Source organism: Pseudomonas oryzihabitans, assembly GCF_001518815.1.
Lineage (GTDB): Bacteria > Pseudomonadota > Gammaproteobacteria > Pseudomonadales > Pseudomonadaceae > Chryseomonas > Chryseomonas oryzihabitans_E.
In genome coordinates this window covers 3,345,673-3,369,450 of sequence record NZ_CP013987.1, presented here as the reverse complement: position 1 = coordinate 3,369,450, position 23,778 = coordinate 3,345,673, and the positions used below count along the sequence as shown (strand labels likewise).

General features: G+C 65.4%; 20 protein-coding genes and 2 pseudogenes. 12 read left to right on the top strand and 10 right to left on the bottom strand.

The window, feature by feature from the left end; all coding sequences use genetic code 11:
* Positions 1–60: 60 nt before the first annotated feature.
* Both APT59_RS15335 and APT59_RS15330 read right to left on the bottom strand, forming a co-directional pair.
* Entirely contained in the window at positions 61–2,976 is a 2,916-nt protein-coding gene (locus tag APT59_RS15335; RefSeq protein WP_059315644.1) for a ribonucleoside-diphosphate reductase subunit alpha, read from the bottom strand.
* A 614-nt stretch (positions 2,977–3,590) separates the two neighbouring features.
* A complete protein-coding gene (locus tag APT59_RS15330; protein WP_059315643.1) occupies positions 3,591–4,331 on the bottom strand; it encodes a 4'-phosphopantetheinyl transferase family protein in 741 nt (246 codons plus the stop codon).
* 386 nt (positions 4,332–4,717) lie between these two features.
* Between APT59_RS15330 and APT59_RS15325 the strand changes: the two genes are divergently transcribed.
* Entirely contained in the window at positions 4,718–6,064 is a 1,347-nt protein-coding gene (locus APT59_RS15325; RefSeq protein WP_059315642.1) for a dicarboxylate/amino acid:cation symporter, read from the top strand.
* Positions 6,065–6,464: 400 nt separating this feature from the next.
* Here APT59_RS15325 and APT59_RS15320 read toward each other — a convergent pair whose 3' ends face one another.
* The 3 genes from APT59_RS15320 to fabA form a co-directional block, all read right to left on the bottom strand.
* Positions 6,465–7,679, bottom strand: a complete 1,215-nt coding sequence (locus tag APT59_RS15320; protein WP_059315641.1) for a sugar MFS transporter — start codon at positions 7,677–7,679, stop codon at positions 6,465–6,467.
* 254 nt (positions 7,680–7,933) lie between these two features.
* Positions 7,934–9,151, bottom strand: coding sequence for a beta-ketoacyl-ACP synthase I (gene fabB, locus APT59_RS15315; protein ID WP_059315640.1), 1,218 nt, complete (start codon positions 9,149–9,151; stop codon positions 7,934–7,936).
* A gap of 11 nt (positions 9,152–9,162) precedes the next feature.
* The gene (fabA, locus tag APT59_RS15310; protein ID WP_007160484.1) at positions 9,163–9,678 is read right to left on the bottom strand and encodes a 3-hydroxyacyl-[acyl-carrier-protein] dehydratase FabA; all 516 of its coding nucleotides are present in this window, start codon (positions 9,676–9,678) and stop codon (positions 9,163–9,165) included.
* Between the two features lie 376 nt (positions 9,679–10,054).
* Here fabA and APT59_RS15305 point away from each other — a divergent pair, with 376 nt between their 5' ends.
* The 6 genes from APT59_RS15305 to APT59_RS15280 all read left to right on the top strand — a co-directional run bounded on the left by APT59_RS15305 (position 10,055) and on the right by APT59_RS15280 (position 14,062).
* Positions 10,055–11,089 (top strand): NAD(P)H-dependent glycerol-3-phosphate dehydrogenase, encoded by a 1,035-nt coding sequence (locus APT59_RS15305; RefSeq protein ID WP_059315639.1) that lies wholly within the window; start codon positions 10,055–10,057, stop codon positions 11,087–11,089.
* A 31-nt stretch (positions 11,090–11,120) separates the two neighbouring features.
* The gene (locus tag APT59_RS15300; protein ID WP_059315638.1) at positions 11,121–11,420 is read left to right on the top strand and encodes a DUF4389 domain-containing protein; all 300 of its coding nucleotides are present in this window, start codon (positions 11,121–11,123) and stop codon (positions 11,418–11,420) included.
* Positions 11,417–11,872, top strand: coding sequence for a phosphohistidine phosphatase SixA (sixA, locus tag APT59_RS15295; protein WP_059315637.1), 456 nt, complete (start codon positions 11,417–11,419; stop codon positions 11,870–11,872). Before APT59_RS15300 ends, sixA begins: the two co-directional genes overlap by 4 nt.
* 20 nt (positions 11,873–11,892) lie before the next feature.
* On the top strand, positions 11,893–12,336 hold the full coding sequence (locus APT59_RS15290) for a hotdog fold thioesterase (RefSeq protein WP_059315636.1): 444 nt from the start codon (positions 11,893–11,895) through the stop codon (positions 12,334–12,336).
* Positions 12,337–12,364: 28 nt separating this feature from the next.
* Positions 12,365–13,246, top strand: coding sequence for an alpha/beta fold hydrolase (locus APT59_RS15285; protein WP_059315635.1), 882 nt, complete (start codon positions 12,365–12,367; stop codon positions 13,244–13,246).
* A gap of 120 nt (positions 13,247–13,366) precedes the next feature.
* The gene (locus APT59_RS15280; protein WP_237140528.1) at positions 13,367–14,062 is read left to right on the top strand and encodes a DUF4892 domain-containing protein; all 696 of its coding nucleotides are present in this window, start codon (positions 13,367–13,369) and stop codon (positions 14,060–14,062) included.
* Here APT59_RS15280 and APT59_RS15275 read toward each other — a convergent pair.
* On the bottom strand, positions 14,059–15,249 hold the full coding sequence (locus APT59_RS15275; protein WP_237140527.1) for a CynX/NimT family MFS transporter: 1,191 nt from the start codon (positions 15,247–15,249) through the stop codon (positions 14,059–14,061). The genes APT59_RS15280 and APT59_RS15275 overlap by 4 nt on opposite strands.
* Before the next feature lie 343 nt (positions 15,250–15,592).
* On the opposite strand from APT59_RS15275, the pseudogene selD reads away from it, so the two are divergent.
* The 5 genes and pseudogenes from selD (at position 15,593) to APT59_RS22990 (ending at position 20,196) form a co-directional block, all read left to right on the top strand.
* Positions 15,593–16,626 (top strand): annotated as a pseudogene (gene selD, locus APT59_RS15270) (selenide, water dikinase SelD).
* Positions 16,626–17,726 carry a tRNA 2-selenouridine(34) synthase MnmH gene (gene mnmH, locus APT59_RS15265; RefSeq protein ID WP_059315633.1) on the top strand — a complete coding sequence of 367 codons (1,101 nt, stop codon included), beginning with the start codon at positions 16,626–16,628 and terminating at the stop codon, positions 17,724–17,726. Before selD ends, mnmH begins: the two are co-directional and overlap by 1 nt.
* Before the next feature lie 78 nt (positions 17,727–17,804).
* Positions 17,805–18,095, top strand: coding sequence for a hypothetical protein (locus APT59_RS15260; RefSeq protein WP_007160474.1), 291 nt, complete (start codon positions 17,805–17,807; stop codon positions 18,093–18,095).
* Between the two features lie 148 nt (positions 18,096–18,243).
* Positions 18,244–19,263 (top strand): annotated as a pseudogene (locus APT59_RS22995) (methyl-accepting chemotaxis protein); the annotation flags it as partial.
* A 69-nt stretch (positions 19,264–19,332) separates the two neighbouring features.
* On the top strand, positions 19,333–20,196 hold the full coding sequence (locus APT59_RS22990; protein ID WP_420480521.1) for a methyl-accepting chemotaxis protein: 864 nt from the start codon (positions 19,333–19,335) through the stop codon (positions 20,194–20,196).
* A 9-nt stretch (positions 20,197–20,205) separates the two neighbouring features.
* On the opposite strand, the gene APT59_RS15250 is transcribed toward APT59_RS22990, so the two are convergent.
* From APT59_RS15250 to APT59_RS15235, 4 genes are read right to left on the bottom strand one after another with little or no spacing between them, the layout of a single operon-like run.
* Complete coding sequence (locus APT59_RS15250; RefSeq protein WP_059315631.1) at positions 20,206–20,943, bottom strand: YciK family oxidoreductase; 738 nt, start codon at positions 20,941–20,943, stop codon at positions 20,206–20,208.
* 8 nt (positions 20,944–20,951) lie between these two features.
* Positions 20,952–21,623, bottom strand: coding sequence for an N-acetylmuramic acid 6-phosphate phosphatase MupP (gene mupP, locus APT59_RS15245; RefSeq protein WP_059315630.1), 672 nt, complete (start codon positions 21,621–21,623; stop codon positions 20,952–20,954).
* Between the two features lie 3 nt (positions 21,624–21,626).
* Positions 21,627–22,325 carry a bifunctional 2-polyprenyl-6-hydroxyphenol methylase/3-demethylubiquinol 3-O-methyltransferase UbiG gene (ubiG, locus tag APT59_RS15240; protein ID WP_059315629.1) on the bottom strand — a complete coding sequence of 233 codons (699 nt, stop codon included), beginning with the start codon at positions 22,323–22,325 and terminating at the stop codon, positions 21,627–21,629.
* Between the two features lie 33 nt (positions 22,326–22,358).
* Positions 22,359–23,684, bottom strand: a complete 1,326-nt coding sequence (locus APT59_RS15235) for a TRZ/ATZ family hydrolase (RefSeq protein WP_059315628.1) — start codon at positions 23,682–23,684, stop codon at positions 22,359–22,361.
* Positions 23,685–23,778: the final 94 nt, after the last annotated feature.

The following is a 23,778-nucleotide window of genomic DNA, read 5'->3' as shown; positions in this document are numbered from 1 at the left end:
GCCCTCTCCCAGGGGAGAGGGGATAAAGAGCAGCCCTCTGCTAGGAGAGGGCTTGGGGTGTTACTGGCAGGCTTCGCACTCGGGATCGTCGAGGCTGCAGGCCTTGGGCACCGGAGCCGGTGCGGGGGCGGGAGCAGCTTCGGCTTTCTGGGCCGGGGCGGGGGCCGCGCTGGCCTGGACGCCGGTAATGGGATCGGCGCTCACGGCGTTCAGCTTGCCGGTGTTGATGGTGGACTTCTCGGTGCTGGTGGCAGCCAGGGCACGGAGGTAGTAGGTGGTCTTCAGACCGCGGAACCAGGCCATGCGGTAGGTCACGTCGAGCTTCTTGCCCGAGGCGCCGGCGATGTACAGGTTCAGCGACTGGGCCTGGTCGATCCACTTCTGGCGACGGCTGGCAGCCTCGACGATCCACTTGGTCTCCACTTCGAAGGCGGTGGCGTACAGGTCCTTCAGATCCTGCGGGATGCGCTCGATCTGCTGTACGGAGCCGTCGTAGTACTTGAGGTCGTTGACCATCACCGAGTCCCACAGGCCGCGGGCCTTGAGGTCGCGTACCAGATAGGGGTTGATGACGGTGAATTCGCCCGAGAGGTTCGACTTCACATAGAGGTTCTGGTAGGTCGGCTCGATCGACTGGGACACGCCGGTGATGTTGGCGATGGTCGCGGTCGGCGCGATGGCCATGATGTTGGAGTTGCGGATGCCCTTCTTGGCACGCTCGCGCAGCGGGGCCCAGTCCAGGGTCTCGGACAGGTCGACCTCGATGTACTTGGCGCCGCGCTCTTCGATCAGGCGCTTCTCGGAATCGATCGGCAGGATGCCCTGGGACCAAAGCGAACCCTGGAAGCTGGAGTAGCTGCCGCGCTCTTCGGCCAGGTCACAGGAGGCCTGGATGGCGTAGTAGCTGATCACTTCCATGGAAGTGTCGGCGAACTGCACGGCGGCATCGGAGCCGTAGGCGATGTGCTGCAGGTACAGCGCATCCTGGAAGCCCATGATGCCCATGCCAACCGGACGGTGCTTGAGGTTGGAGTTCTCCGCCTGGGGCACCGAGTAGTAGTTGATGTCGATGACGTTGTCGAGCATGCGCACGGCAGTCTTGACGGTACGGGCGACCTTGGCCACGTCCAGCTTGCCGTCGACGATGTGGTTCACCAGGTTCACCGAACCCAGGTTGCACACGGCGATCTCGTCCTTGTTGGTGTTCAGGGTGATCTCGGTGCAAAGGTTGGAGCTGTGCACCACGCCCACGTGCTGCTGCGGGCTGCGCAGGTTGCACGGGTCCTTGAAGGTCAGCCACGGGTGGCCGGTCTCGAACAGCATGGACAGCATCTTGCGCCAGAGGTCCTTGGCCTTGATGGTCTTGTGCAGCTTGAGCTTGCCGTACTCGGTCAGGGCTTCGTAGTACTCGTAGCGCTCCTCGAAGGCCTTGCCGTAGAGGTCGTGCAGATCGGGCACGTCGGCGGGAGAGAACAGGGTCCAGTTGCCGTCCTCGAAGACACGCTTCATGAACAGGTCGGGGATCCAGTTGGCGGTGTTCATGTCGTGGGTACGACGACGGTCATCACCGGTGTTCTTGCGCAGCTCGAGGAATTCCTCGATGTCCAGGTGCCAGGTTTCCAGGTAGGCGCAGACCGCGCCCTTGCGCTTGCCGCCCTGGTTGACCGCCACGGCGGTGTCGTTGACCACCTTGAGGAAGGGCACGACGCCCTGGCTCTTGCCGTTGGTGCCCTTGATGTAGGAGCCCAGGGCGCGTACCGGGGTCCAGTCGTTGCCCAGGCCGCCGGCGAACTTCGACAGCATGGCGTTATCGTGGATGGCGCCATAGATGCCGGACAGGTCGTCGGGCACGGTGGTCAGGTAGCAGCTGGACAGCTGCGGACGCAGGGTGCCGGCGTTGAACAGCGTCGGGGTGGACGCCATGTAGTCGAAGCTGGCCAGCAGGTTGTAGAACTCGATGGCGCGGGCTTCCTTGTCTTTCTCCATGTGCGCCAGGCCCATGGCCACGCGCATGAAGAACAGCTGCGGCAGCTCGAAGCGGGTGCCGTGGCTGTGCAGGAAGTAGCGGTCGTACAGGGTCTGCAGACCCAGGTAGGTGAACTGCTGGTCACGCTCGTGATCGATGGCGGCGCCCAGGCGCTCCAGGTCGAAGCTGGCCAGTTTCGGGTCCAGCAGCTCCAGCTCCACGCCCTTGGCGACGTAGGCGGGCAGGGCCTTGGCGTACAGCTCGGCCATCTCGTGGTGGGTGGCGGACTCGGCGACGCCGAGGAAGCTCAGGCCTTCGGCGCGCAGGCTGTCCAGCAGCAGGCGGGCGGTGACGTAGGAGTAGTTGGGCTCACGCTCGACCAGGGTACGGGAGGTCATCACCAGGGCGGTGTTGACGTCCTTCTCGGCCACGCCGTCGTACAGGTTCTTCAGGGTTTCCTTCTGGATCAGCTCGCCGTTCACCTCTTCGAGGCCTTCGCAGGCTTCGCTGATGATGGTGTTCAGGCGGCCCATGTCCAGCGGCTGGGTGGTGCCGTCGACCTTGGTGACGCGGATGCTCGGGTGCGGCTCGGCGATATCGCTGGCGGCGCCTTGCTTGCGTTCCTGGCTGCGGGCTTCACGATAGATGACATAGCTACGGGCGACCTTCTGCTCGCCGGCGCGCATCAGGGCCAGTTCGACCTGGTCCTGGATCTCTTCGATGTGGATGGTGCCACCGGAGGGCATGCGGCGCTTGAAGGTGCTGCTGACCTGGTCGGTGAGCTGCTTGACGGTGGTGTGGATGCGCGAGGAGGCCGCGGCGTTACCGCCTTCCACGGCGAGGAAAGCCTTGCTGATGGCCACGGTGATCTTGTCGTCGGTGTAGGGGACGACGGTACCGTTGCGCTTGATGACGCGCAGTTGACCCGGGGCGGTGGCGCCTAGGTCCTGGCTGTCATCTTGCGCCGGGCGGCCCTGCTGGGCTTGCTCGCGGGTCAGGTCGGTTTGCATGCGGAACTCCCTTGATCGGAAAGAGGGGATCGTCGGCGAGCCGGCGATCCGGAAGAGTGTTGGCCTAACGGCTGCGCGACAACTGCCGGTCGCGCCTGTACCAATGAAGATTCCAACGAAAAGCCGTACCGGCGCCGATTCCCGAAGGAAGCGGCGGGCGGGGTCCAGGGACCCTGGAAATTCATAATTCGGGCGACAGGATAAGCCCTCCTCGTTAGGGAAGACAGTCTTGACAGAGGGGTGTTTCGCCGTCCCAGGCCAGACCGACGAACTGCTATATATGGTGGTGTAGGGGTGAGAAGGCCACTAGATGTCGCGTTTGTCACGTTTCCGGCTGTGGATAAGGCGTGGATAAGCTGTTCAGGGATAGGGGGTATCCTGGGGGTGGTGCCAGGCCAGTGCGCGCAGACGCTGGGATCAGAGCTGGGTGGTCAAATAACGTACAACCTCACGGTCGACTCTTACCAAAAGCGGCAAGGGATATACCGGTTCGCTATGAGTACTTTCTTCACCAGAAGAAAACGTTCGATAGCCACTGCGACGTTCTGCCCCGGTGAAGGAGCGGACAACCCGCCGGTGATCGGCATCGCTTCCTTATATACAGAAGGCTGCACTCAGGCGCGGGGTGCCAGCAGGGTCAACAGGCGGCCCGCTTCGTCCAGGCGGAAACGGCCCTCCAGCTGTGTACCCGCCGTCCATCGCGACGACAGCTCGATCAACAGCCGGATGACGAAGGTCCCACGGCTGTCCGTGGCGAGGATCTCGGCATCCTGGAAGAAAAACATCTGCCGCACCTGTGGATGGAGTGCCTTGAACAGACTTTCCTTGGCGGAAAACGCCAGGGTGATGGCGAAGGCCTGCCGTTCTTCATCCAGCGGCTGCAGGCGCTCCTGTTCGGCCGGGGTGAGGATCTGGTCGGCCAGGCGTAGTGCCTTGGTCGGTTCGAGCAGGGTTTCGACGTCCAGGCCAACGCCTAGGTACTCCTGGGCACTTCCCACCGCGGCCGCGGCCCAGCCATGGCCATGGGTGATGGCGCCCACGTGGCCAGCCGGCCAGACGGGGCCACGATCCTCGGCGCGATGCCCCGGAACGGCGTCGGTGCCGCTCAGGCGTCGCAGAGCCTCCCGGGCGCAGAGGCGACCAGCCAGGTATTCGGCCTGACGCTTGGCCACGGCGCGCCGGATATTGTCCGGGGGCAGGGCGCCCAGGCGCAGGGCGTCACGCTCGAAGCTCACCAGAGCGGGATCGAAACGGCAATGGATCAGCTTCAGCGAGGCCAACTCCGGGCTCAACGGCGGAAGCGGTTCGGGCGTCGTACAGCAACCTGGCAGGTGCGCGAGCGGCAAGGTGCTCATCACAGTGGGCTATCTGGGCCAGAGGGGGAAGGCAGCGAAAAATTCACGGCAGGCTCCGACAAAAAGGCGCACAAAGGATAGCCGACTACCGGCCGCACTGGCGGAAAACCGCCCCGGATGTGGGGGGATTTCCGCCCGTTTTCATCGGATGGCGGGGTTCCGCCGCTACGCGACAACTAGACTTTCGACTGAAAGGTGCATGAAAGCTGGCGCTTTGATTGCGCGCCGGAAAGTGGAACGGCGATTGCTTATGTCTAGCAAGATGCTGGTGTCACCGTCGTGCGGCCGCCAGATCCACAACAAAAAGCTCTCAGGATGAGAGAGCCAACATCAGTCAGGTGCCCACTCGGACAGGACGTCAGGTAGTGGTCACAAGGGAAAGAGCCATGACAGCAACCGTCGACACAACAACTACTACCGCTCCCGCGCCCAAGCGACCCGTCAAGCAGCCTCTCTACAAGAGCCTCTATTTCCAGGTGATTCTGGCAATCGTCCTGGGTATCCTGCTCGGCCACTTCTATCCTCAGACCGGCGCCGCCATGAAGCCGCTGGGTGACGGCTTCATCAAGCTGATCAAGATGGTGATCGCACCCATCATCTTCTGCACCGTGGTGACCGGTATCGCCGGCATGCAGAACATGAAGGCCGTGGGCAAGACCGGTGGTATGGCGCTGCTGTATTTCGAGATCTTCTCCACCATCGCGTTGCTGATCGGTCTGATCGTGGTCAACGTCGTTCAGCCGGGCGCCGGCATGAACGTCGACGTCAGCACCCTGGACACCAAGGGCATTGCTGCCTACGCCGCTGCCGCCGAGAAGCAGAGCACCATCGACTTCCTGCTGAACATCATCCCGTCGACGGTCGTCAACGCCTTCGCCACCGGTGAGATCCTGCAGGTGCTGTTCTTCGCCGTGCTGTTCGGCTACGCCCTGCATCGCCTGGGCGAGACCGGTCAACTGGTGTTCAACTTCATCGACCGTATCTCCCACGTCTTCTTCAACATCATCAACGTCATCATGAAGCTGGCCCCCATCGGTGCCTTCGGTGCGATGGCGTTCACCATCGGCAAGTACGGCGTCGGCACCCTGGTGCAGCTGGGTTACCTGATGGCCTGCTTCTACATCACCTGCGTGTTGTTCGTGCTGCTGGTCCTGGGCACCGTGGCGCGTATGCATGGCTTCAGCATCCTTAAGTTCATCAAGTACATCCGCGAAGAACTGCTGATCGTGCTGGGTACCTCGTCTTCCGAGTCCGCCCTGCCGCGCATGCTGACCAAGATGCAGAAGCTGGGTGCCGAGAAGTCGGTGGTTGGCCTGGTGATCCCCACCGGCTACTCCTTCAACCTCGACGGTACTGCCATCTACCTGACCATGGCCGCCGTGTTCATCGCCCAGGCCACCAATACCCAGATGGACATCACTCACCAGATCACTCTGCTGCTGGTGCTGCTGATCTCCTCCAAGGGCGCTGCAGGCGTCACCGGTAGCGGCTTCATCGTGCTGGCCGCCACCCTGTCCGCCGTCGGTCACGTACCGGTTGCTGGCCTGGCGCTGATCCTGGGTATCGACCGTTTCATGTCCGAAGCCCGCGCCCTGACCAACCTGGTCGGCAACGGTGTGGCCTCCATCGTGGTCGCCAAGTGGTGCGGTCAGCTGGACGAGCAAACCCTGAAAACCGAACTCGCTCGCGGCCCGAACGCCGTTGAGGTCGAGGAAGCTCGTCAGACCGCCTGATCCTGGTGTGAGGGCCGCTCTTGAGCGGTCCTCCAGCACTACCGAAACGCCCGTATCGAGAGATGCGGGCGTTTTCTTTTGTGTGCGATTCGGCCGGGGCAGGGCAGGAAGCTATGCCAGGGCAAGCGCGTGCGGGTTCGCACCTCTGTCGCACAGCGTTACCGGGCCTAGTGGCTGGAATCAAGCGCAGGGCGCCAGGAGCGAGCCTTCCGGCTCTTTCTCGGTGAAGGATAGGGTGGTGCGGGAAGAGGTGGTCGATAACGCGCGACAGTGGAGCGCAGCGCGCTATTCAGCGTGGTCGCAGACCTGTCGCAGGGGAAAGTTAGAGCGCGAGGGAGAGGCGGGGGTATCGGCGGGAGGGGTTGAAGCGCTGGCAGGCCGCCAGCGCTTCGAGGGTAGATCAGCGACGCAGGGTGGGGCGGTAGCCCATGACGCCGTAGAACAGGATGTAGACGTAGCAGACCAGCGGAACCACGAAGGAGGGCAGCAGGCCGATGGTGTCGGCGAAGAAGCCCTGGATGGCCGGCACCAGCGCGCCACCCACGATACCCATGCACAGCAGGCCCGAGCCTTTGGAGGTGAACTTGCCCAGCCCCTTGAGCGCCAGGGAGAAGATGGTCGGGAACATGATGGAGTTGAAGAAGCCGATGGCCAGCAGGGCCCACATGGCGACCTTGCCACCTTGCAGCACGGCTATGGCCAGCAGCACACCGATGGCGATGGCGTTGAAGGTCAGCACCAGGTTCGGCCGTACCTTGGTCATGATGACGCCGCCGATGAAGCGACCGACCATGGCGCCGCCCCAGTACAGGGACAGGTACTTGGCGGCGGTGGCGGCGTTCAGGCCGGCCACGTCCGGGCTTTCCATCAGGCTCACCAGGTAGCTGCCGATGGACACTTCCGCGCCCACGTACATGAAGATGCCGACCACGCCGAGCAGCAGGTGACGATAGGCCCAGACGCTGCTAGCGGTCAGGGCGTTCTCGTCGGTAGCGTTGTCCTGCTCGGTGTCCTTGATCTGCGGCAGACGGAAGAGGCCGATGATCACCGCCAGGGCGACCAGCATGCCGGCCAGGATCAGATAGGGCAGCTGCACTGAATGAGCGGCGGAGTCTTCACCGACCAGGGCCAGGATGGTCACGGCGCCCACCAGCGGGCCGACGGTGGTGCCCAGGGAATTGAAGGCCTGGGTCAGGTTGAGACGCGAAGCCGCGGTTTCCGGCTTGCCGAGGATGGTGACGTAGGGGTTGGCCGCTACCTGCAGCACGGTGATGCCGGCTGCCAGGACGAAGAGGGCGGTGAGGAAGAAGCCGTAGGACTGGGCACCGGCTGCCGGGTAGAACAGCACGCAACCAACGCCAGCGGTGAGCAGGCCGACGATGATGCCCTTCTTGTAGCCCAGGCTTTCCACCAGGCGACCGGCGGGGAAGGAGACGATGAAGTAGGCGGTGAAGAAGCAGAACTGGATCAGCGAGGCCTGCAGGTAGCTGAGGGTAAAGACCGCCTTGAGGTGGGGGATGAGGATGTCGTTCAGCGAGGTGATCAGACCCCACATGAAGAACAGCATAGTGAGGACGATCAAGGGTCCGCGGTAGCTCTGGTTTTGATTGTGCATTGGGGCTCCATGGGTACAACAGTTTCTTGTCTCTGCCCGCGATGTTCGGACAGCGCTGTCTATGGCGGCTGCGCAGACACAGCGAAGCGGCGCGAGATTAAGCTATTCGCGCTGCTGAATCCATTCTTCCTGGAGGTTCGCAGGCGAAGTGCCGGCGCCTTCGACCGCAGGGCCCATGACCGGTTCAGCCGGGCAGGGAGCGGAAATGAAAAACGGCGCCAGAGGCGCCGTTTGGATCACACAAGCGAGGGCTATCAGCCCTGCCAGCGCTTGAGGACCAGGGTGGCGTTGGTGCCGCCGAAACCGAAGCTGTTGCTCATGATGAGGTCCAGCTTGGTGTTTTCCTTGGTCTCGCGCAGGATCGGCAGGTCAGCGACCTCCGGATCCAGTTCGTCGATGTTGGCCGAGCCGGCGATGAAATTACCTTCCATCATCAGCATGCAGTAGATGGCCTCGTGCACACCGGCGGCGCCCAGGGAGTGACCGGACAGGCTCTTGGTAGAGCTGATGGCCGGTGCCTTGTCGCCGAACACGGCGCGCACACCCTTGATCTCGGCCACGTCGCCCACTGGAGTGGAGGTACCGTGGGTGTTCAGGTAGTCGATCTCGCCGTCGACGGTGGACAGCGCCTGCTGCATGCAGCGGATCGCGCCTTCGCCGCTCGGGGCGACCATGTCGTAGCCGTCGGAGGTCGCGCCATAGCCGACGATCTCGGCATAGATCTTGGCGCCACGGGCCAGGGCGTGTTCGAGTTCCTCGACCACTACCATGCCGCCGCCGCCCGCGATGACGAAACCGTCACGCTTGCTGTCGTAGGCACGGGACGCCTTTTCCGGGGTCTCGTTGTAGTCGCTGGAGAGCGCGCCCATGGCATCGAACAGCATGCTCTGGGTCCAGTGCTCTTCCTCGCCGCCACCGGCGAAGACCACGTCCTGCTTGCCGAGCTGGATCTGCTCCATCGCCAGGCCGATGCAGTGGGCACTGGTGGCGCAAGCCGAGGCCACGGAGTAGTTCAGGCCCTTGATCTTGAAGGGGGTGGCCAGGCAGGCGGAGACCGTGCTGCTCATGGTCCGGGTCACGCGGTAGGGGCCGACGCGCTTGACGCCCTTCTCGCGCAGGATGTCCAGGGCTTCCATCTGGTTGAAGGTGGAAGCGCCACCGGAACCGGCGATCAGGCCGGTGCGGGGGTTGGAAACCTGGTCTTCGGACAGGCCGGAATCCTTGATCGCCTGATCCATGGCCAGGTAGGCGTAGGCGGCGGCATCGCCGACGAAGCGCTTGACCTTGCGGTCGATCAGTTCTTCGAGGTTCAGGTCGATGGAACCGGAAACCTGACTGCGCAGACCCATTTCGGCATATTCCGGATTGTGACGGATGCCGGCACGGCCTGCGCGCAGGTTGGCGGAAACGGTGTCTTTATCATTGCCCAGGCACGAAACGATACCCAGACCGGTAATGACGACGCGACGCATGCGAAAAGCCCTTAGAAGCTATCGGTGGAAGTGAACAGGCCGACACGCAGACCTTCGGCGGAGTAGATCTCGCGCCCGTCCACGCTGACGGTGCCATCGGCGATGGCCAGAATCAGCGACCTGTTGATGGTGCGTTTGATATGGATATTGTAGGTGACCTTCTTGGCGGTCGGCAGTACCTGGCCGAAGAACTTCACTTCACCCGAGCCCAGGGCGCGACCGCGACCCGGATTACCCTGCCAGCCAAGGTAGAAACCGACCAGCTGCCACATGGCATCCAGGCCCAGGCAGCCCGGCATCACCGGATCGCCCTCGAAATGACAACCGAAGAACCAGAGGTCGGGACGGATATCGAGTTCCGCCACCAGTTCGCCCTTGCCGTATTTCCCGCCTACCTCACTGATATGCGTGATCCGATCGATCATCAGCATATTCGGTGCGGGCAATTGGGCATTGCCCGGCCCGAAGAGCTCGCCACGGCTGCAGCGCAGCAAGTCTTCGTAGGTAAAGGCGTGTTGTTTGGTCATGCAAGCTCCTGTAGCTGGCCTAGATCCAGGCTCTGGCGACTCCAATGGTCGCTCTGGGTATGGCTTCGTGTAGCAATAGACTGTCGGGGCATCGGTAAAGTCACAGGCCAGCACCCCGCTCGTTAACGGGCCATTGTGCACTTTCCGCAGTCAATTCTCCATCCTGGGAGGCCGTTCAGGGTGTCGCGGGTCTCGGGCCAGCGAAGCGAGCAGGGCTGTGAAAGAGAGGTTTACCGGTGCTAAATAGGTATTTCTCAGCCGTTTTCAACACCGTTCGGCCGAAACGAAGCAGATCGTGAACAGGCGCTAAGGCGTTCGCGCGGCTACCGTATACTGCCGACGAGGCCGCACGACCGCGGTGAAGACGAGAGTTTCGATGACAGTCCAATCCCCCATCGCCGTTCTGGGCGGCGGCAGCTTCGGTACCGCCCTGGCCAACCTGGTCGCCGAGAACGGTCTGCCGGTACGCCTGTGGATGCGTGATCCGCACCAGGCCGAGACCATCCGCCGCGAACGCGAGAATCCGCGCTATCTGAAGGGTATCAAGGTACATGCTGCGGTCGAGGCCACCAGCGACCTGCAGGGCGCCATCGCCGACTGCGAGCTGATCCTGGTAGCGCTGCCGTCGAGCGCGCTGCGCCAGGCGCTGGCGCCCATCGCCCAGCAACTGGAGGGGCGTTTCCTGGTCAGCACCACCAAGGGTATCGAGGCACACTCCTTCATGCTGATGAGCGAAATCCTTGCGGAGATCGTGCCGCGGGCGCGCATCGGCATCATCTCCGGCCCCAATCTGGCCCGTGAGATCGCCGAGCACCAGCTCACCGCCACCGTGGTGGCCAGCGAGGATGAAGAGGTCTGTCGTCGGGTCCAGGCGGCGTTGCACGGGCGCACCTTCCGCGTCTACGCCAGCGCCGACCGCCTTGGCGTGGAGTTGGCCGGCGCCCTGAAGAACGTCTATGCCATCATCGCCGGCATGGCCGCGGCTCTGGCGATGGGCGAGAACACCCGCAGCATGCTGATCACCCGTGCCCTGGCCGAGATGACCCGCTTCGCCGTACAGCGTGGCGCCAATCCCATCACCTACCTGGGCCTGGCCGGGGTAGGGGATCTGATCGTGACCTGCTCCTCGGAGAAGAGCCGCAATTACCGGGTGGGGCACGCCTTGGGTCGTGGGCTCAGTCTGGAGGAAGCCGTGGCGCAGATCGGCGAGACCGCCGAGGGCGTCAACACCCTGCGTGTGCTCAAGGAAAAAGCGGACGAGCTGGGCGTCTACATGCCCCTGGTCAATGGCCTCTATGCGATCCTGTTCGAGGGCCGCAGCCTGGGGCAAGTGATCGAGGCCCTGATGGGCGGTGAGCCCAAGACCGATGTCGATGTGGCGGACGCCGCCGAGATCCCGAGCAGGCTCTGAGCCGCTACACTGTCTGAAAAGAGGAATTTCCATGTCCCAACCCGTGCATTCCCGCGAGCTGCTAGGCCTGCGCCTGATCTGGATGCTGCTGTTCCTGTTCGTCTGGCTGGGTGCGCAGTACGTGCTGGCGGTGGTGGTGCTGGTACAGCTGGTGGTGCGCCTGATCAAGGGCGAGGCCAATCCCGGCTTGACCGCGTTCGGGGCCGCCTTGGGCGCCTATCTGGCGCAGATCGTGCGCTTCGGCACCTTCGCCAGCGAGGTCAAGCCCTGGCCCTTCGCCGATTGGCCGGCCGCGGAGCAGCCCGACGACCGCTCCGCCACCGCACCATGAAGCTCTGGCTGCTGCGGCACGGCGAAGCCGAGGCACGCGCGTCCAGCGATGAACAGCGCGAGCTGACGGCTGCAGGCCGCGCGGCGGTCCTGCGTAGCGCGGAACAGTTGCAGGGCAGTGGGCTGCAACGCCTTCTTACCAGTCCCTATGTGCGGGCGCGGCAGACGGCCGCCCTGGTGCAACAGCAACTGGCCTGGGCGGGTGATGTGTCTGTCTGTCAGTGGGCGACGCCCGACGGCGAACCCGAGCGGGCCCTGGCGGAGCTGGAGCGACTGGGCGTGGAAGAGCTGCTGCTGGTCACGCACAATCCCTTCGTCGGTGAGCTGGCCGGCTGGCTGCTGCACGGTCACCGGCAGGCGCCGGTGCCCATGGGCACTGCCTCTCTGCTGTGTCTGGAAGCGCCGCTGCCGTTGGCCGGCGGCTTCGATCTGGTCAGTCGCTTCGACGGCTGACGCCCTTTCAAGGAAAGAACATGAGCATCTGGCAGACCCTCCCGGATCCTGCGGACCTCGGGCGTCAGCTCGAGAACACCCTCGGCGAACACCTGGACATGCGCATCGAGGCCTGGGACGACAGCAGCCTGACGGCCAGCATGGTGGTGGACAAGCGTACCCATCAGCCCATGGGGCTGTTGCACGGGGGCGCCTCGGTGGCTCTGGCCGAGACGGTGGGCTCCATCGCCAGCATGCTCTGCGTGGATCGTTCGCGCTATTACTGCGTGGGTCAGGAAATCAACGCCAATCACCTGCGCGGCGTACGTGCCGGCCGGGTGACGGCAGTCGCTCGTCCCCTCCATCTGGGGCGCAGTAGCCATGTCTGGGACATCCGCCTGAACGACGAAGAGGGCCGTCTGACATGCGTGTCGCGGCTGACCGTGGCCGTGGTCCCGCTGCAGCGGGACCACCCTTCGACATGAACGGCGTGCGGTCGGCGGAGGTGCGGCCATGACGGCCCAGGTACAGGAATTGCGCCTGGAACTCGCCCATGTGGAGCTGAGCGCGCGGGTGTTCGGTCCGGAAGATGGTTATCCGGTGCTGGCGCTGCATGGCTGGCTGGACAACGCCATGACCTTCGCCCAGCTCGCGCCTCGGCTGCACGGCCTGCGTATCGTCGCCCTGGACCTGCCGGGGCATGGCCTGTCGGCGCATCGGCCGGCCGGGGTCGGTTACGCGATACAGGACTATGTGCTGGATGTGCTCGCCGCAGCGCGGCAACTGGGCTGGACCCGCTTCGGCCTGCTCGGGCACTCCATGGGTGCCATTGTGGGCGTCATCGCCGCCGCGGCCCTGCCGGATCACATCGAACGGTTGGCGCTGATCGATGGCCTGCTGCCCTACACCACGCCAGCGGCGGAGGTGCCGGAGAAGCTGGGCAAGGCATTGCTCGCCGAGCTTGAGCTGCCCAATCGCCGCAAGCCGGTCTATGCCACGGTGGAAGAGGCCGTGGCAGCGCGCTTAAAGGGGGCTCTGACGGTCAGTCGCGAAGCCGCCGAACTCCTCGCCGAGCGCGGGCTGATGGCCGTGCCCGGTGGCTACACCTGGCGCTCCGATCCCCGGCTGCGGCTGCCCAGTCGGATCCGCTTCACCCCGGAGCAGGCCGTGGCCTGCCTGAGCGCCGTGCGCTGCCCGGCGGCGCTGGTGGTGGCCGCGGGCGGTCTCGTGGCGCCTCATGCCGAGGCCATGAGGCTGGCACGCGAGCAGCCGTGCTTTCGGCTCCACGAGCTGCCAGGTGGGCACCATCTGCATCTGGATGACGCCCAGGGCGCCCAGGCCGTCGCAGATTGTTTCAATGCCTTCTTTGCCGCCAGCATCGGGCCCGGCGAATAATGCGGGATGCCTAGCCATCCGTTTTACCCTCGCGCCACTTTCGTCCAGCGATCCCTGCTGATTGGCCTGCTACTGTCCGTTGGCGCCGCGCAGGCAGCGGTGCTACCTGAAATCGCTCCCATGGATCACGCCCAGCTCGTTCGGGAGACGGGGCCGGCGACCACTGAACGCCTCTATCCGCTGGGGCCGGCCAGCCGCATCGGTGGCCGCCTGCGGCTGGAAGATTCGCTGCAGGTAGAGGGCGAACTCCAGACCCAGACCTTCGAGCTGGCCAGTGGGCATCCGCCGCTGGCACGACTCGACAGCGAACGCCAGCGCCTGCAGCAGCAAGGCGCGACCTTGCTCTACTGGTGCGAGGGGCGTGATTGCGGCGCCAGCAGCGTCATCGCCAACAGCCTCCTGGGCGAAGCCATGCTCTATGGACCTGACGATCAGCAGGGCCTGCTGGTACTGCAACTCGCGGAGCCTCAGACGGTGCTCACCCTCTATGGCATCACCCGCGGCAATCGCCGCGGCTATCTGCACGCAGAGCGACTGCAGGCGAGCCAGCCATTACCGGAGCTGTTGCCGACCGCCGCCACCCTGCTCAAGGAATTGCAGCGCGACGGCCAGTTGCTGTTGCCTGCCCTGGGCAAGGAGCCGGCGCAGCCCTGGATCGCGCGATTCGCCGCGGCCCTGGCACTCAATGGCGATGTGGCCGTGACCCTCGGCGGCGACCAGGCCGTGACCTGGCAGAACGCCTTGCGCGACGCGGGCATTCGCGCGCCGCGACTGCAGACCGATGATGGCCGGGCGGCGGGTCTCTATCGCCGCTAGACGTCGTTGACGTAGCGGGTGCGACCCGCGCCCAGGCCGAACAGCGTTGCCAGCACGGCGATCACGGTAAACAACACGCCCATGGGCGCCCAGCCGTGGGTAGCGTCGTGGATGATGCCCACCAGCAACGGGCCCAGGGAAGCCAGGCTGTATCCTGCGCCCTGAGCCATGCCGGACAGTCGGCCAGCGGTTTCCGCATCGCGGGAGCGCAGTACCAGCAGGGCGAGCGCCAGGCTGAAGGTGGCCCCCTGGCCAAGGCCGAGCACTACCGCCCACAGCCAGAGACTGCCCAGGGGCGCATAGAGGCAGCCCAGCAGGCCCGCGAGGGTCAGGGTCATGGCCACCACGATGGCCAGGCGCTGGTCGTTGCCACGCGTTGCCAGCCAGGGCGCGGTGAGGGCGCTGACCAGTTGGGTCATCACCGAGCCGGACAGCATCAAGCCGGCCTGCACCATGCCCAGGCCCCGGTCCATCAGCAGGGTGGGCAGCCAACCGAAGACGATGTAGGCCAGCGACGATTGCAGACCCATATAGAGGGTGATCTGCCAGGCCAGGCGATTGCGCCACAGGGAGCTGCCCTGGCTTCGATGCGCGGCTGCCAGGGGCGGCTGACGCAGCTGCGGCAGCCAGACCAGCAGGGCCACCACGGCGACCAGTGCCCAAATGGCCAGGGCAGGTTGCCAGTGGCCGTCGAAAGCCTCCGCCAGAGGCGCGGTCGCGCCAGCGGCCAGGGCGGCGCCGATGCACAGCATCATGGTGTAGAGCCCCATCAGCTGACCGGCCTGGGCCGGGAAGTCGCGCTTGACCAGGGACGGCAGGAGCACGCCCAGGATACCGATGCAGGCGCCGGCGATCAGGCTGCCGAGAAACAGGCCGGCGGGCGGCAGGAGACTGCGCAGGACGATGCCCACGGCGAGCAGGGCGAGAATGGCGCCCAGGGTGCGCTCGCTGCCCCAGCGACGGGCCAGGCGTGGCGCCAGGGGCGCGAACAGCCCCAGGCAGAGTACCGGCAGGGTAGTGAGCAGGCCGATGGCACTGCTGGACAGGCCCGTGCTGCTTTCGATCTGCCGCAGCAGGGGCGACAGGCTGGACAGCGCTGGCCGCAAGTTGAGGGCGATGAGCATGAGACTGGCGAGCAACAAGCCGCGCTGCCAGGCGGTAGAGGGTGAAATCGCTGGAGAAGACATGAGTGCTGCTATGACTGGGGAAACCGGCAATCCTAGCGCACTCTGGCCATAACGCATGGCGCTTCTGTTGGCTACCCTCTGCCGGGAAAAAATAGTTGGGTGGACCGGCTAAAAAATCGCCAGTTTGTCCATTGCCGCACCGCCGCTCACTTGTCCGGCGTCAGCGGAAGGTTTTCCACGAGGTTATCCACAGCAACTGTGGATTACCCTCGAAAAACAGCCCTTTTGCTTTGGCGGGCGATCTGTTAAGCGAGGCCATCCCCGCCAGCGGACGGGCATTTGCTACTATTACGCCCCTTCGCGCTGCCTGTCGAACGAGCGCCACCGCTGAACCGGAGTAACGATGACCGACCCCATTCGCCTCACCCAATACAGCCACGGCGCCGGTTGTGGTTGCAAGATCGCCCCCAAGACCCTGGAAACCATCCTGGCCGGTAGTGGTGCCCAGCACTTGGACCCGCGGCTGTGGGTGGGCAATGCCTCACGCGACGACGCCGCGGTCTATGGTCTGGATGAAGAGCGCGGGGTGGTGTCCACCACCGACTTCTTCATGCCCATCGTCGATGATCCCTTCGATTTCGGCCGGATCGCGGCCACCAACGCCATCAGCGACATCTATGCCATGGGTGGCGATCCGCTGCTGGCCATCGCCATCCTCGGCTGGCCGGTCAATGTGCTGCCGCCGGAAGTGGCGCGTGAGGTCATCGCCGGGGGACGGCGAGTGTGCGACGATGCCGGCATTCCCCTAGCCGGTGGCCATTCCATCGATGCGCCCGAGCCGATCTTCGGCCTGGCGGTGACCGGGATCGTGGAAAAGCGTCACCTCAAGCGCAATGACACCGCGACTCTGGGCAGTCGCCTCTATCTGACCAAGCCGCTGGGCATCGGCATCCTCACCACGGCCGAGAAGCGCGCCCTGCTGCGGCCCGAGGATCGCCATCTGGCGCGGGATACCATGTGCCAGCTCAACCGTCCCGGCAGCCGCTTCGGGCGCCTGGCTGGGGTGACGGCGATGACCGACGTCACCGGTTTCGGCCTGCTTGGCCACCTGGTGGAGATGGCCGATGGCAGCGGCCTGACCGCCGAACTCGACTTCGCCGCCATTCCCCGTCTCGACGGGGTGGACTTCTACCTCCAGCAGGGCTGCGTGCCCGGTGGAACGGAGCGCAACTTCGACAGCTACGGCAGCCGCATCGCCCCGCTGGACGAGGCGCGTCGCCAGCTGCTGTGCGATCCCCAGACCAGTGGCGGGTTGCTGGTGGCCGTGGCCCCGAAGGGGAGGCGGAATTTCTCGCCGTGGCCGCGGAGCTGGGCCTGGTGCTGCAACCCATAGGCCGGCTGGTGGATCGTCGTGCCCATGCGGTCGAGGTGGCCTGATGAGCCAGCGTGAGGATGCCCGCGATCTGCGGGCGCTGTTCCTGAGCGATGTCCCCCTGATCGATGTCCGCGCCCCCGTGGAATTTGCCAAGGGCGCCTTTCCCCAGGCGATCAACCTGCCGCTGATGAATGACCTGGAACGCCAGCGCGTCGGTACCCGCTACAAGCAGCAGGGCCAGCAGGCGGCGCTGCAGCTGGGGCATCAGCTGGTGTCCGGTGCGGTGAAGGAGGAACGCATCCAGGCCTGGGCCGATTTCGCCCAGGCGCATCCGGAAGGCTACCTCTATTGCTTCCGCGGCGGCCTGCGCTCGCAGATCAGTCAGGAATGGCTGCGCAGCGAAGGCGGTATCGCCTATCCCCGCGTGGTGGGTGGCTACAAGGCCATGCGGACCTTGCTCATCGAGACGCTGCAGCAGGCCCTGGCCGAATGCAGCTTCGTGGTGGTCGGTGGCATGACCGGCACGGGCAAGACGGAAGTGGTGGCTCAGCTCGACAATGCCGTCGATCTCGAAGGCCATGCCAACCACCGGGGGTCGAGCTTTGGCAAACGCGCCACGCCGCAGCCGGGCCAGATCGATTTCGAGAATCGCCTGGCCATCGACCTGCTGCGGCGTCGCCATGCCGGGCAGGCGCACTTCGTGCTGGAAGACGAGTCGCGCCTGGTCGGCCGCTGCTCGCTACCGCTGGAGTTGCACCAGGGCATGCAGCAGTTTCCGCTGGTCTGGCTGGAAGACAGCCGAGACAACCGTATCGAACGTATCCTGCGCGACTACGTCATCGATCTGGCGGCGGAATTCATTGGCCTGCACGGGCCGGAGCAAGGCTTCGCACTGTTCGCCGAGCAGCTGCGCAAGAGTCTCTCTGGCATCGCCAAGCGCCTGGGCGGCGAACGCTTCCAGCGCCTGTCGGCTATCCTCGAGGCCGCTCTGGCCGAACAGGAGCGTTCGGGCGACGTTGCCGCGCACCGGGGCTGGATCGAGGGGCTGCTGGCGGAATACTACGACCCCATGTACGCCTATCAGCGCGAGAGCAAGGCGTCCCGGGTGATCTTCAGCGGCGACCAGGCCGCGGTGGTGGAGTTTTTACGCGCTCGGCGCTGAACAGCGCCGGCCGCTGGCGGTCTACGCTGCGGTTATCCGGCCGTTTCGGCTGGTTGCAGGTCGCAAGGAGAAAGAGAGATGAAAGCGAAACTGGTTCCCGTCCTGGCCGCCACCCTGGCCGCCGTGGTGCTCGCAGGGTGCTCGGGCAAGGTAGTCAATCGCGACAGCTGCGCGGCCCAGACCCGGTCTGCCTGGCAGGAGCTCGACCTGGCCAAGGCCGAAGGCTTTTCCGGCACGGTGAGTTATTCCAAGGCGCTGGCCCTGCTGTCCACCGCCAAGACCCAGCAGCAGGTCGAGGCCTACACCGGTTGTGTGAAGAACGCCGAAAAGGCGCGCTTCTATATTCGCGAGTCCCGCGCCGGTCGTTGATCGATCACCCGGCCAGGTGTGCGTCCTGATCCAAAGCGACGTGCACGTAGCCGGGCACGACGAATAGCGGCGTTTTGCCTTTCACCCCCTCAAGAATCGGCTTTTGCGGACGACAGCGTCGGTAGCTGTCATCTTGTTGGGGTACCGTATGGAAGGGATTGCGCGCTACCGCCTGGCCAATTGGCGAACCGCCACCAAGCTTGCCGTGGGTTTCGGCCTGGTACTGCTGCTGACCTTGGTAGTGGCCCTCCAGGGCGGCCTCGCGCTCAAGGATGTGGAGCATCGCTTCGGCTCGCTACGCGACATGGCCGCGATCAATCGGCAGGTCATGCAGGTTCGCGCCCTGGAGCAGGGCTTTCGCCTGACTGGCGAGGCGGCCCAGGCCGAACACCTGCGGCAGGCCTTGCCGGCCGTGCTCGACAGGCTGGGTCAGCTCGCTACTGAGCTGGGCACTGCCCACGCGGCGGACCTCGATGCTGCCCGTGAGGCCACCAAGGCCTATGGCACTGCCTTCGCCGACTTCGAGCGCCTCAACACCTCGCGCCGTCTGGCCATGGAAGGCGCTGCCTTTCTGGTGGAGGGCGCGGCCAACAGCCTGGATATCCTCCAGTCCGGCCTGCTGGATGACGGCGCCTACGCACTGAAGGAATCCGAGGGCAAGCAGGGCGCGGAACTCCTGAACCTGTCGCAGCAAGTGGGCGAACTCTATCGCCTGATGCTCAAGAGCCTCGACGAAGCCCAGGCGCGGGCGAGCAAGACCACGGTGGACGATCAGCCCTTGCCCTCGGCCAGCGCCGCGCTTGACCTGCTGGCCAAGGTGGAGCCACAGCTGAGCGATCCAGCCTATTCCTCGGTCATCCAGGACGTCTCCACCAATATCAAGGAATTCATCCGTCGCCTGGGTGACTATGCCGCCGCCCTGGCCCAGGAGCAGACCGCGGGCGCGCGGATGACCAGCCTGGCCGAGACCGCCGTGCAGCGGGTCGATGCGCTCTATGGGCAACAGGAAGCCGAACTGCAGGCGATGATGACCAAGCGCCTGCTGACCATTGGCGGCGTCGCCCTGCTGGCGCTGGTGGTGGGCGCCCTGGCCGCGTTGATCATCACCCTGGCCATCGTCCGGCCGTTGCGCAAGGTGATCGCCGCCGCCGAGCGCATTGCCCAGGGCCAGCTGGATGTCGAATTGATCGTGGATCGGGGTGACGAGATCGGCCAGTTGCAACGCTCCAGCGCGAGCATGGTGGCGGCGTTGCGCGGCATGGTGCTGCAGTTGCAGAACGGCATCGGTCGTCTGGGACAGTCCGCTGCGGCTCTGGCCGAGCAGGCTCGCGACGCTCAGCAGGGGGTGACGCGCCAGCGGGAGGAAACCGACCAGGTGGCGGCCGCCATGGCCGAACTGGCGGCGACGGCCCAGGGGGTCGCCGCGGATGCCGAAGCCGCCGCCGGCGCTGGCGACCAGGCCGAGCGCCAGGTCAACGATGGCCAGGCGGTGATAGGTCGCAGCCTGGCTGGCATCGAGACCCTCGGGGTGGACGTCCAGGCCGCGGCGGAACGACTGCACAACGTCTCCCGTGACAGCCAGGCGATCAGCAGTGTGCTCGACGTGATCAAGGCAGTGGCCGAGCAGACCAACCTCCTGGCGCTCAACGCCGCCATCGAAGCGGCCCGGGCGGGCGACCAGGGGCGCGGTTTCGCCGTGGTGGCCGACGAGGTCCGGGCGCTGGCGCGCCGTACCCAGCAGTCGAGCATCGAGATCGAGCAGCTTATCGTGGTGTTGCAGAAGGGCAGTGGCGAAGCCGTCGAGCGGATGCAGCAGAGCGAGACCTTGCTGGCCGGGACGCTGGACAGTGCGGGTGAGACCCGGCGCGCCTTTGCCGGTATCGCCACGGCGGTGGCCAGCATCCAGCAGAAGAATCAGCAGATCGCCGCGGCAGCGGTGCAGCAGAGCGGGGTGGCCGAAGAGGTGGCGGTCAATGTGACGCGCATTCGCGACGGCGCCGATCGGTCCAGTCAGGCGATGGCGGCGACGGCTTCGGCCAGCCGGGAGCTGGCCGAGCTGGGCGACGAACTCTCACGGCTGGTGCAGCGCTTCCACGTCTGACCGAATCCGCTATTGGGCGTTGAGCGCCTGGCCGGTGGTGCCCTGGCTGGCCGGGCCGAGCAGATAGAGGTAGACCGGCAGGATGGCTTCCGGCGCGGGCACCCGGGCAGGGTCCTCGTCCGGATAGGCCGCCGCGCGCATGGCGGTACGGGTACCGCCGGGATTGACGCTGTTGACCCGGATACCCGCGTCCGCGAGCTCCTCGGCCCAGACCTGCATCAGGCCTTCGGTGGCAAACTTGGACACCGAATAGGCTCCCCAGCCGGCACGCCCCTTGCGACCGACACTGCTGGACGTGAAGATCACCGAGGCCTGGTCCGCAGCCTTGAGCAGCGGTAGCAGTGCCTGGGTCAGGGCGAAGCCGGCCTGGACGTTGACCTGCAGCACCTGGGCCAGGGCTGGCGCAGGCGTCTCTTCCAGCAAGACTCGCGGGCCCAGCAGTCCGGCGTTGTGGACCAGGCCATCCAGGCGCCCATGGCGCTGCTGCAGTCGTGCTGCCAACGCGGCATAGGCGGCTGCATCGGCTTGCTCGAGATCCAGCACCAGCGTCTCGGCCGCCTGGCCACCACTGGCCTGGATCTCGTCACGTACCTGATCCAGCGCTGCCGTATCGCGGCCTTGGAGAATCACCCGGGCGCCCAGGGCGGCACAGCCGCGGGCCAGGGCGGCGCCTATGCCGCGATTGGCGCCGGTGATCAGGATGACGCGGTCTTTCAATAGCTCGGCGGGAGCCTGGTAGTCGAACATCTGAACCTCTAGCAGCCGCACAGCGCGCGGTCGAGCAGGGCGCGCAGTTCCAGCGGGTGGTCGATGATGGCGTCGGCGCCCCAGTGCTCGGGGTGGTCGTCCGGGTGGATGTAGCCGTAGCGGGCCGCCACTGTCTTGCTGCCGGCCGCACGACCGGACTCGATATCGCGCAGATCGTCACCGATGAACAGGGCGGTCTGGGGATCGATATCCAGTTGCCGGCAGGCCAGCAGGACCATCTCCGGGTCCGGCTTGCTACGCGCGACGTGATCGGGGCAGATCAGGCAGGCCGAACGGTCGGCCAGGCCCAGGCGCCGCATGATGGGTTCGGCGAAGCGCACCGGCTTGTTGGTCACCACGCCCCAGCGCAGCCGGGCGGCGTCCAAGTCGCGCAGGATCTCGTCCATGCCGTCGAACAGCCGGGTGTGGTCCGCACAATGCTCCTGGTAGCGTTCGAGAAACTCCAGGCGCAGGGGTTCGAGCTCGGCGCCAAGGGGGTCGACCTCGAAGCCGGCCAGGATCATGGCCTTGGCGCCACCGGAGATGACGCCACGCAGGCGGGGCTCGTCAGCGGGCGCAAGGCCTCTGTCCTGGCGCATGGCCTGGAGGATGGCGATGAAGTCCGGCGCCGTGTCCAGCAGGGTACCGTCCATGTCGAAGAGGACCGCTTGCAGACGCATGGCCTAGTCCTCGCGCTGGGTGCGCACCATGTAGTTCACCGTCACGTCGCCTTCCAGTTTGTATCTCTTGGTCAGCGGGTTGTAGGTGAGGCCGATGACGTCGCGCAGGTTGAGGCCGGCGGCGCGCGCCCAGGCACCCAGTTCCGAGGGGCGGATGAACTTGCGGAAATCGTGGGTACCGCGCGGCAGCAGGCGCAGCACGTACTCGGCGCCGACGATGGCGAAGAGATAGGCCTTGGGATTGCGGTTGATGGTGGAGAAGAACACCTGGCCACCCGGCTTGACCAGGTCGTGGCAGGCCTTGATCACCGAGGAGGGATCCGGCACGTGTTCGAGCATTTCCAGGCAGGTCACGATGTCATAGGTGCCCGCATGCTTGCGCGCGTGGTCCTCGGTGGTCTCCTGGATGTATTCCACCGGCACGCCGGACTCCAGCTGGTGCAGGCGCGCCACCGCCAGGGGTGCCTCGGCCATGTCGATGCCGGTCACCTGGGCGCCGCGCTGGGCCATGGCCTCGCTGAGGATGCCGCCACCGCAACCCACGTCCAGCACCTTCTTACCGGCCAGGCCGGCGTGCTGATCGATCCAGTTGACGCGCAGCGGGTTGATGTCGTGCAGCGGCTTGAATTCGCTTTCGCGATCCCACCAGCGGTAGGCGAGGGCCTCGAACTTGGCGATCTCGGCGTTATCGACATTGGACATGGTGTTCTCCAGAGGCAAGGGAGGCGGGGCGCATCAGGCGCCCTGCTGGATACGGGTGGCCCACTGCTGCGCATTGGCTATGAGTTCGGCCTCGTCCAGGCGCACGAGTTCGCTCTGGCGCAGCAGCGGCACGCCGCCGACCCAGACGTCGCTGACGCGGTCCCGGCCGGTGGCATAGATGAGTTGGGAAACGGGGTCGTAGAGCGGCTGCTGGGCAAGGCCGCTGAGGTCGACGGCGGTCAGGTCGGCGGCCTTGCCGACTTCCAGCGAACCCAGGCAGCGATCGAGACCCAGGGCGCGGGCGCCGTTCAGGGTGGCCATGCGCAGGGCGCGATGGGCGTCCAGGGCCGTGGCCGAGCCGGCGACAGCCTTGGCCAGCAGGGCCGCGGTGCGGGTCTCGCCAAGCAGGTCGAGATCGTTGTTGCTGGCCGCGCCGTCGGTGCCGATGGCGACGTTGACGCCGGCCTGCCACAGGCGCTCTACCGGGCAGAAGCCGCTGGCCAGCTTGAGGTTGGACTCGGGGCTGTGGATGACGTGACTATTGGTTTCGACGAGGTTTTCCAGATCCTCGTCGTCCACCTGGGTCATGTGTACGGCCTGGAAACGCGGGCCGAGCAGGCCCAGGCGCCGTAGCCGGCTGAGCGGCCGCTCGCCGGTCTGCTCCAGGGCTTGCTCCACCTCCAGGGCGGTCTCGTGCACGTGCATCTGGATCGGTGCCTGCAACTGCTCGGCCAGCACCAGAATCTCTTCGAGCTTGGCGTCGGCGACGGTATAGGGCGCATGGGGACCGAAGGCCACGCTGATGCGCTCGTGCAGCTTCATGTCGTCGAACAGCTCCAGGCCGCGGCGGATCATGTCGTCCGCGGTACGGGCGCCGGGAATCGGGAAATCGAGGATCGGCAGGCAGATCTGGGCGCGTACCCCGGTGCGATGGATCGCCTCGCAGGCCACCTGGGGATAGAAGTACATGTCCGAGAAACAGGTAATGCCGCCCCGGATCTGCTCGGCAATGGCCAGGGTGGTGCCATCGCGGACGAAGTCCTCGTCGACCCAGCGGCCTTCGGCGGGCCAGATGTGATCCTGCAGCCAGGTCTGCAGCGGCAGGTCGTCGGCCATGCCGCGAAACAGCGTCATGGCGGCGTGGCCGTGGGCATTGATCAGGCCAGGGATCAGTACCTTGCCCGGCAGCTCCAGGGTCTCCTTCGCCGGCTGGCGCAGAGCCTCGGCGCGCGGGGCGAGCAGGGCGATGCAGCCGTTGCGCACGCCCAGGGCGTAATCGCGCAGGACCACCCCGGCCGGCTCCACCGGCACGATCCAGCTGGGGAGCAACAAGAGGTCCAGGGGCGCGGGGGTCGGCATCTGCGGCGGTTCCAAGAGGGGCGAGCCGGCAGTATAGCGGTCCTTGCGGGGCTACCGCTAAATCCGCGCGCGGATGCCGGTATACTGGCGGGCT

What these genes read in the sequence shown, in the direction of transcription:
- APT59_RS15320 (WP_059315641.1), bottom strand. Translation starts at nt 7,679, where the DNA reads ATGCACAATCAAAACCAGAGCTACCGCGGACCCTTGATCGTCCTCACT.
- APT59_RS15285 (WP_059315635.1), top strand. Translation starts at nt 12,365, where the DNA reads ATGACGGCCCAGGTACAGGAATTGCGCCTGGAACTCGCCCATGTGGAG.
- mupP (WP_059315630.1), bottom strand. Translation starts at nt 21,623, where the DNA reads ATGCGTCTGCAAGCGGTCCTCTTCGACATGGACGGTACCCTGCTGGAC.
- APT59_RS15330 (WP_059315643.1), bottom strand. Translation starts at nt 4,331, where the DNA reads ATGAGCACCTTGCCGCTCGCGCACCTGCCAGGTTGCTGTACGACGCCC.
- APT59_RS15290 (WP_059315636.1), top strand. Translation starts at nt 11,893, where the DNA reads ATGAGCATCTGGCAGACCCTCCCGGATCCTGCGGACCTCGGGCGTCAG.
- APT59_RS15325 (WP_059315642.1), top strand. Translation starts at nt 4,718, where the DNA reads ATGACAGCAACCGTCGACACAACAACTACTACCGCTCCCGCGCCCAAG.
- APT59_RS15335 (WP_059315644.1), bottom strand. Translation starts at nt 2,976, where the DNA reads ATGCAAACCGACCTGACCCGCGAGCAAGCCCAGCAGGGCCGCCCGGCG.
- fabB (WP_059315640.1), bottom strand. Translation starts at nt 9,151, where the DNA reads ATGCGTCGCGTCGTCATTACCGGTCTGGGTATCGTTTCGTGCCTGGGC.
- APT59_RS22990 (WP_420480521.1), top strand. Translation starts at nt 19,333, where the DNA reads ATGGTGGCGGCGTTGCGCGGCATGGTGCTGCAGTTGCAGAACGGCATC.
- ubiG (WP_059315629.1), bottom strand. Translation starts at nt 22,325, where the DNA reads ATGTCCAATGTCGATAACGCCGAGATCGCCAAGTTCGAGGCCCTCGCC.
- mnmH (WP_059315633.1), top strand. Translation starts at nt 16,626, where the DNA reads ATGAGCCAGCGTGAGGATGCCCGCGATCTGCGGGCGCTGTTCCTGAGC.
- fabA (WP_007160484.1), bottom strand. Translation starts at nt 9,678, where the DNA reads ATGACCAAACAACACGCCTTTACCTACGAAGACTTGCTGCGCTGCAGC.
- APT59_RS15305 (WP_059315639.1), top strand. Translation starts at nt 10,055, where the DNA reads ATGACAGTCCAATCCCCCATCGCCGTTCTGGGCGGCGGCAGCTTCGGT.
- APT59_RS15280 (WP_237140528.1), top strand. Translation starts at nt 13,367, where the DNA reads ATGGATCACGCCCAGCTCGTTCGGGAGACGGGGCCGGCGACCACTGAA.
- APT59_RS15235 (WP_059315628.1), bottom strand. Translation starts at nt 23,684, where the DNA reads ATGCCGACCCCCGCGCCCCTGGACCTCTTGTTGCTCCCCAGCTGGATC.
- APT59_RS15250 (WP_059315631.1), bottom strand. Translation starts at nt 20,943, where the DNA reads ATGTTCGACTACCAGGCTCCCGCCGAGCTATTGAAAGACCGCGTCATC.
- APT59_RS15300 (WP_059315638.1), top strand. Translation starts at nt 11,121, where the DNA reads ATGTCCCAACCCGTGCATTCCCGCGAGCTGCTAGGCCTGCGCCTGATC.
- APT59_RS15260 (WP_007160474.1), top strand. Translation starts at nt 17,805, where the DNA reads ATGAAAGCGAAACTGGTTCCCGTCCTGGCCGCCACCCTGGCCGCCGTG.
- APT59_RS15275 (WP_237140527.1), bottom strand. Translation starts at nt 15,249, where the DNA reads ATGTCTTCTCCAGCGATTTCACCCTCTACCGCCTGGCAGCGCGGCTTG.
- sixA (WP_059315637.1), top strand. Translation starts at nt 11,417, where the DNA reads ATGAAGCTCTGGCTGCTGCGGCACGGCGAAGCCGAGGCACGCGCGTCC.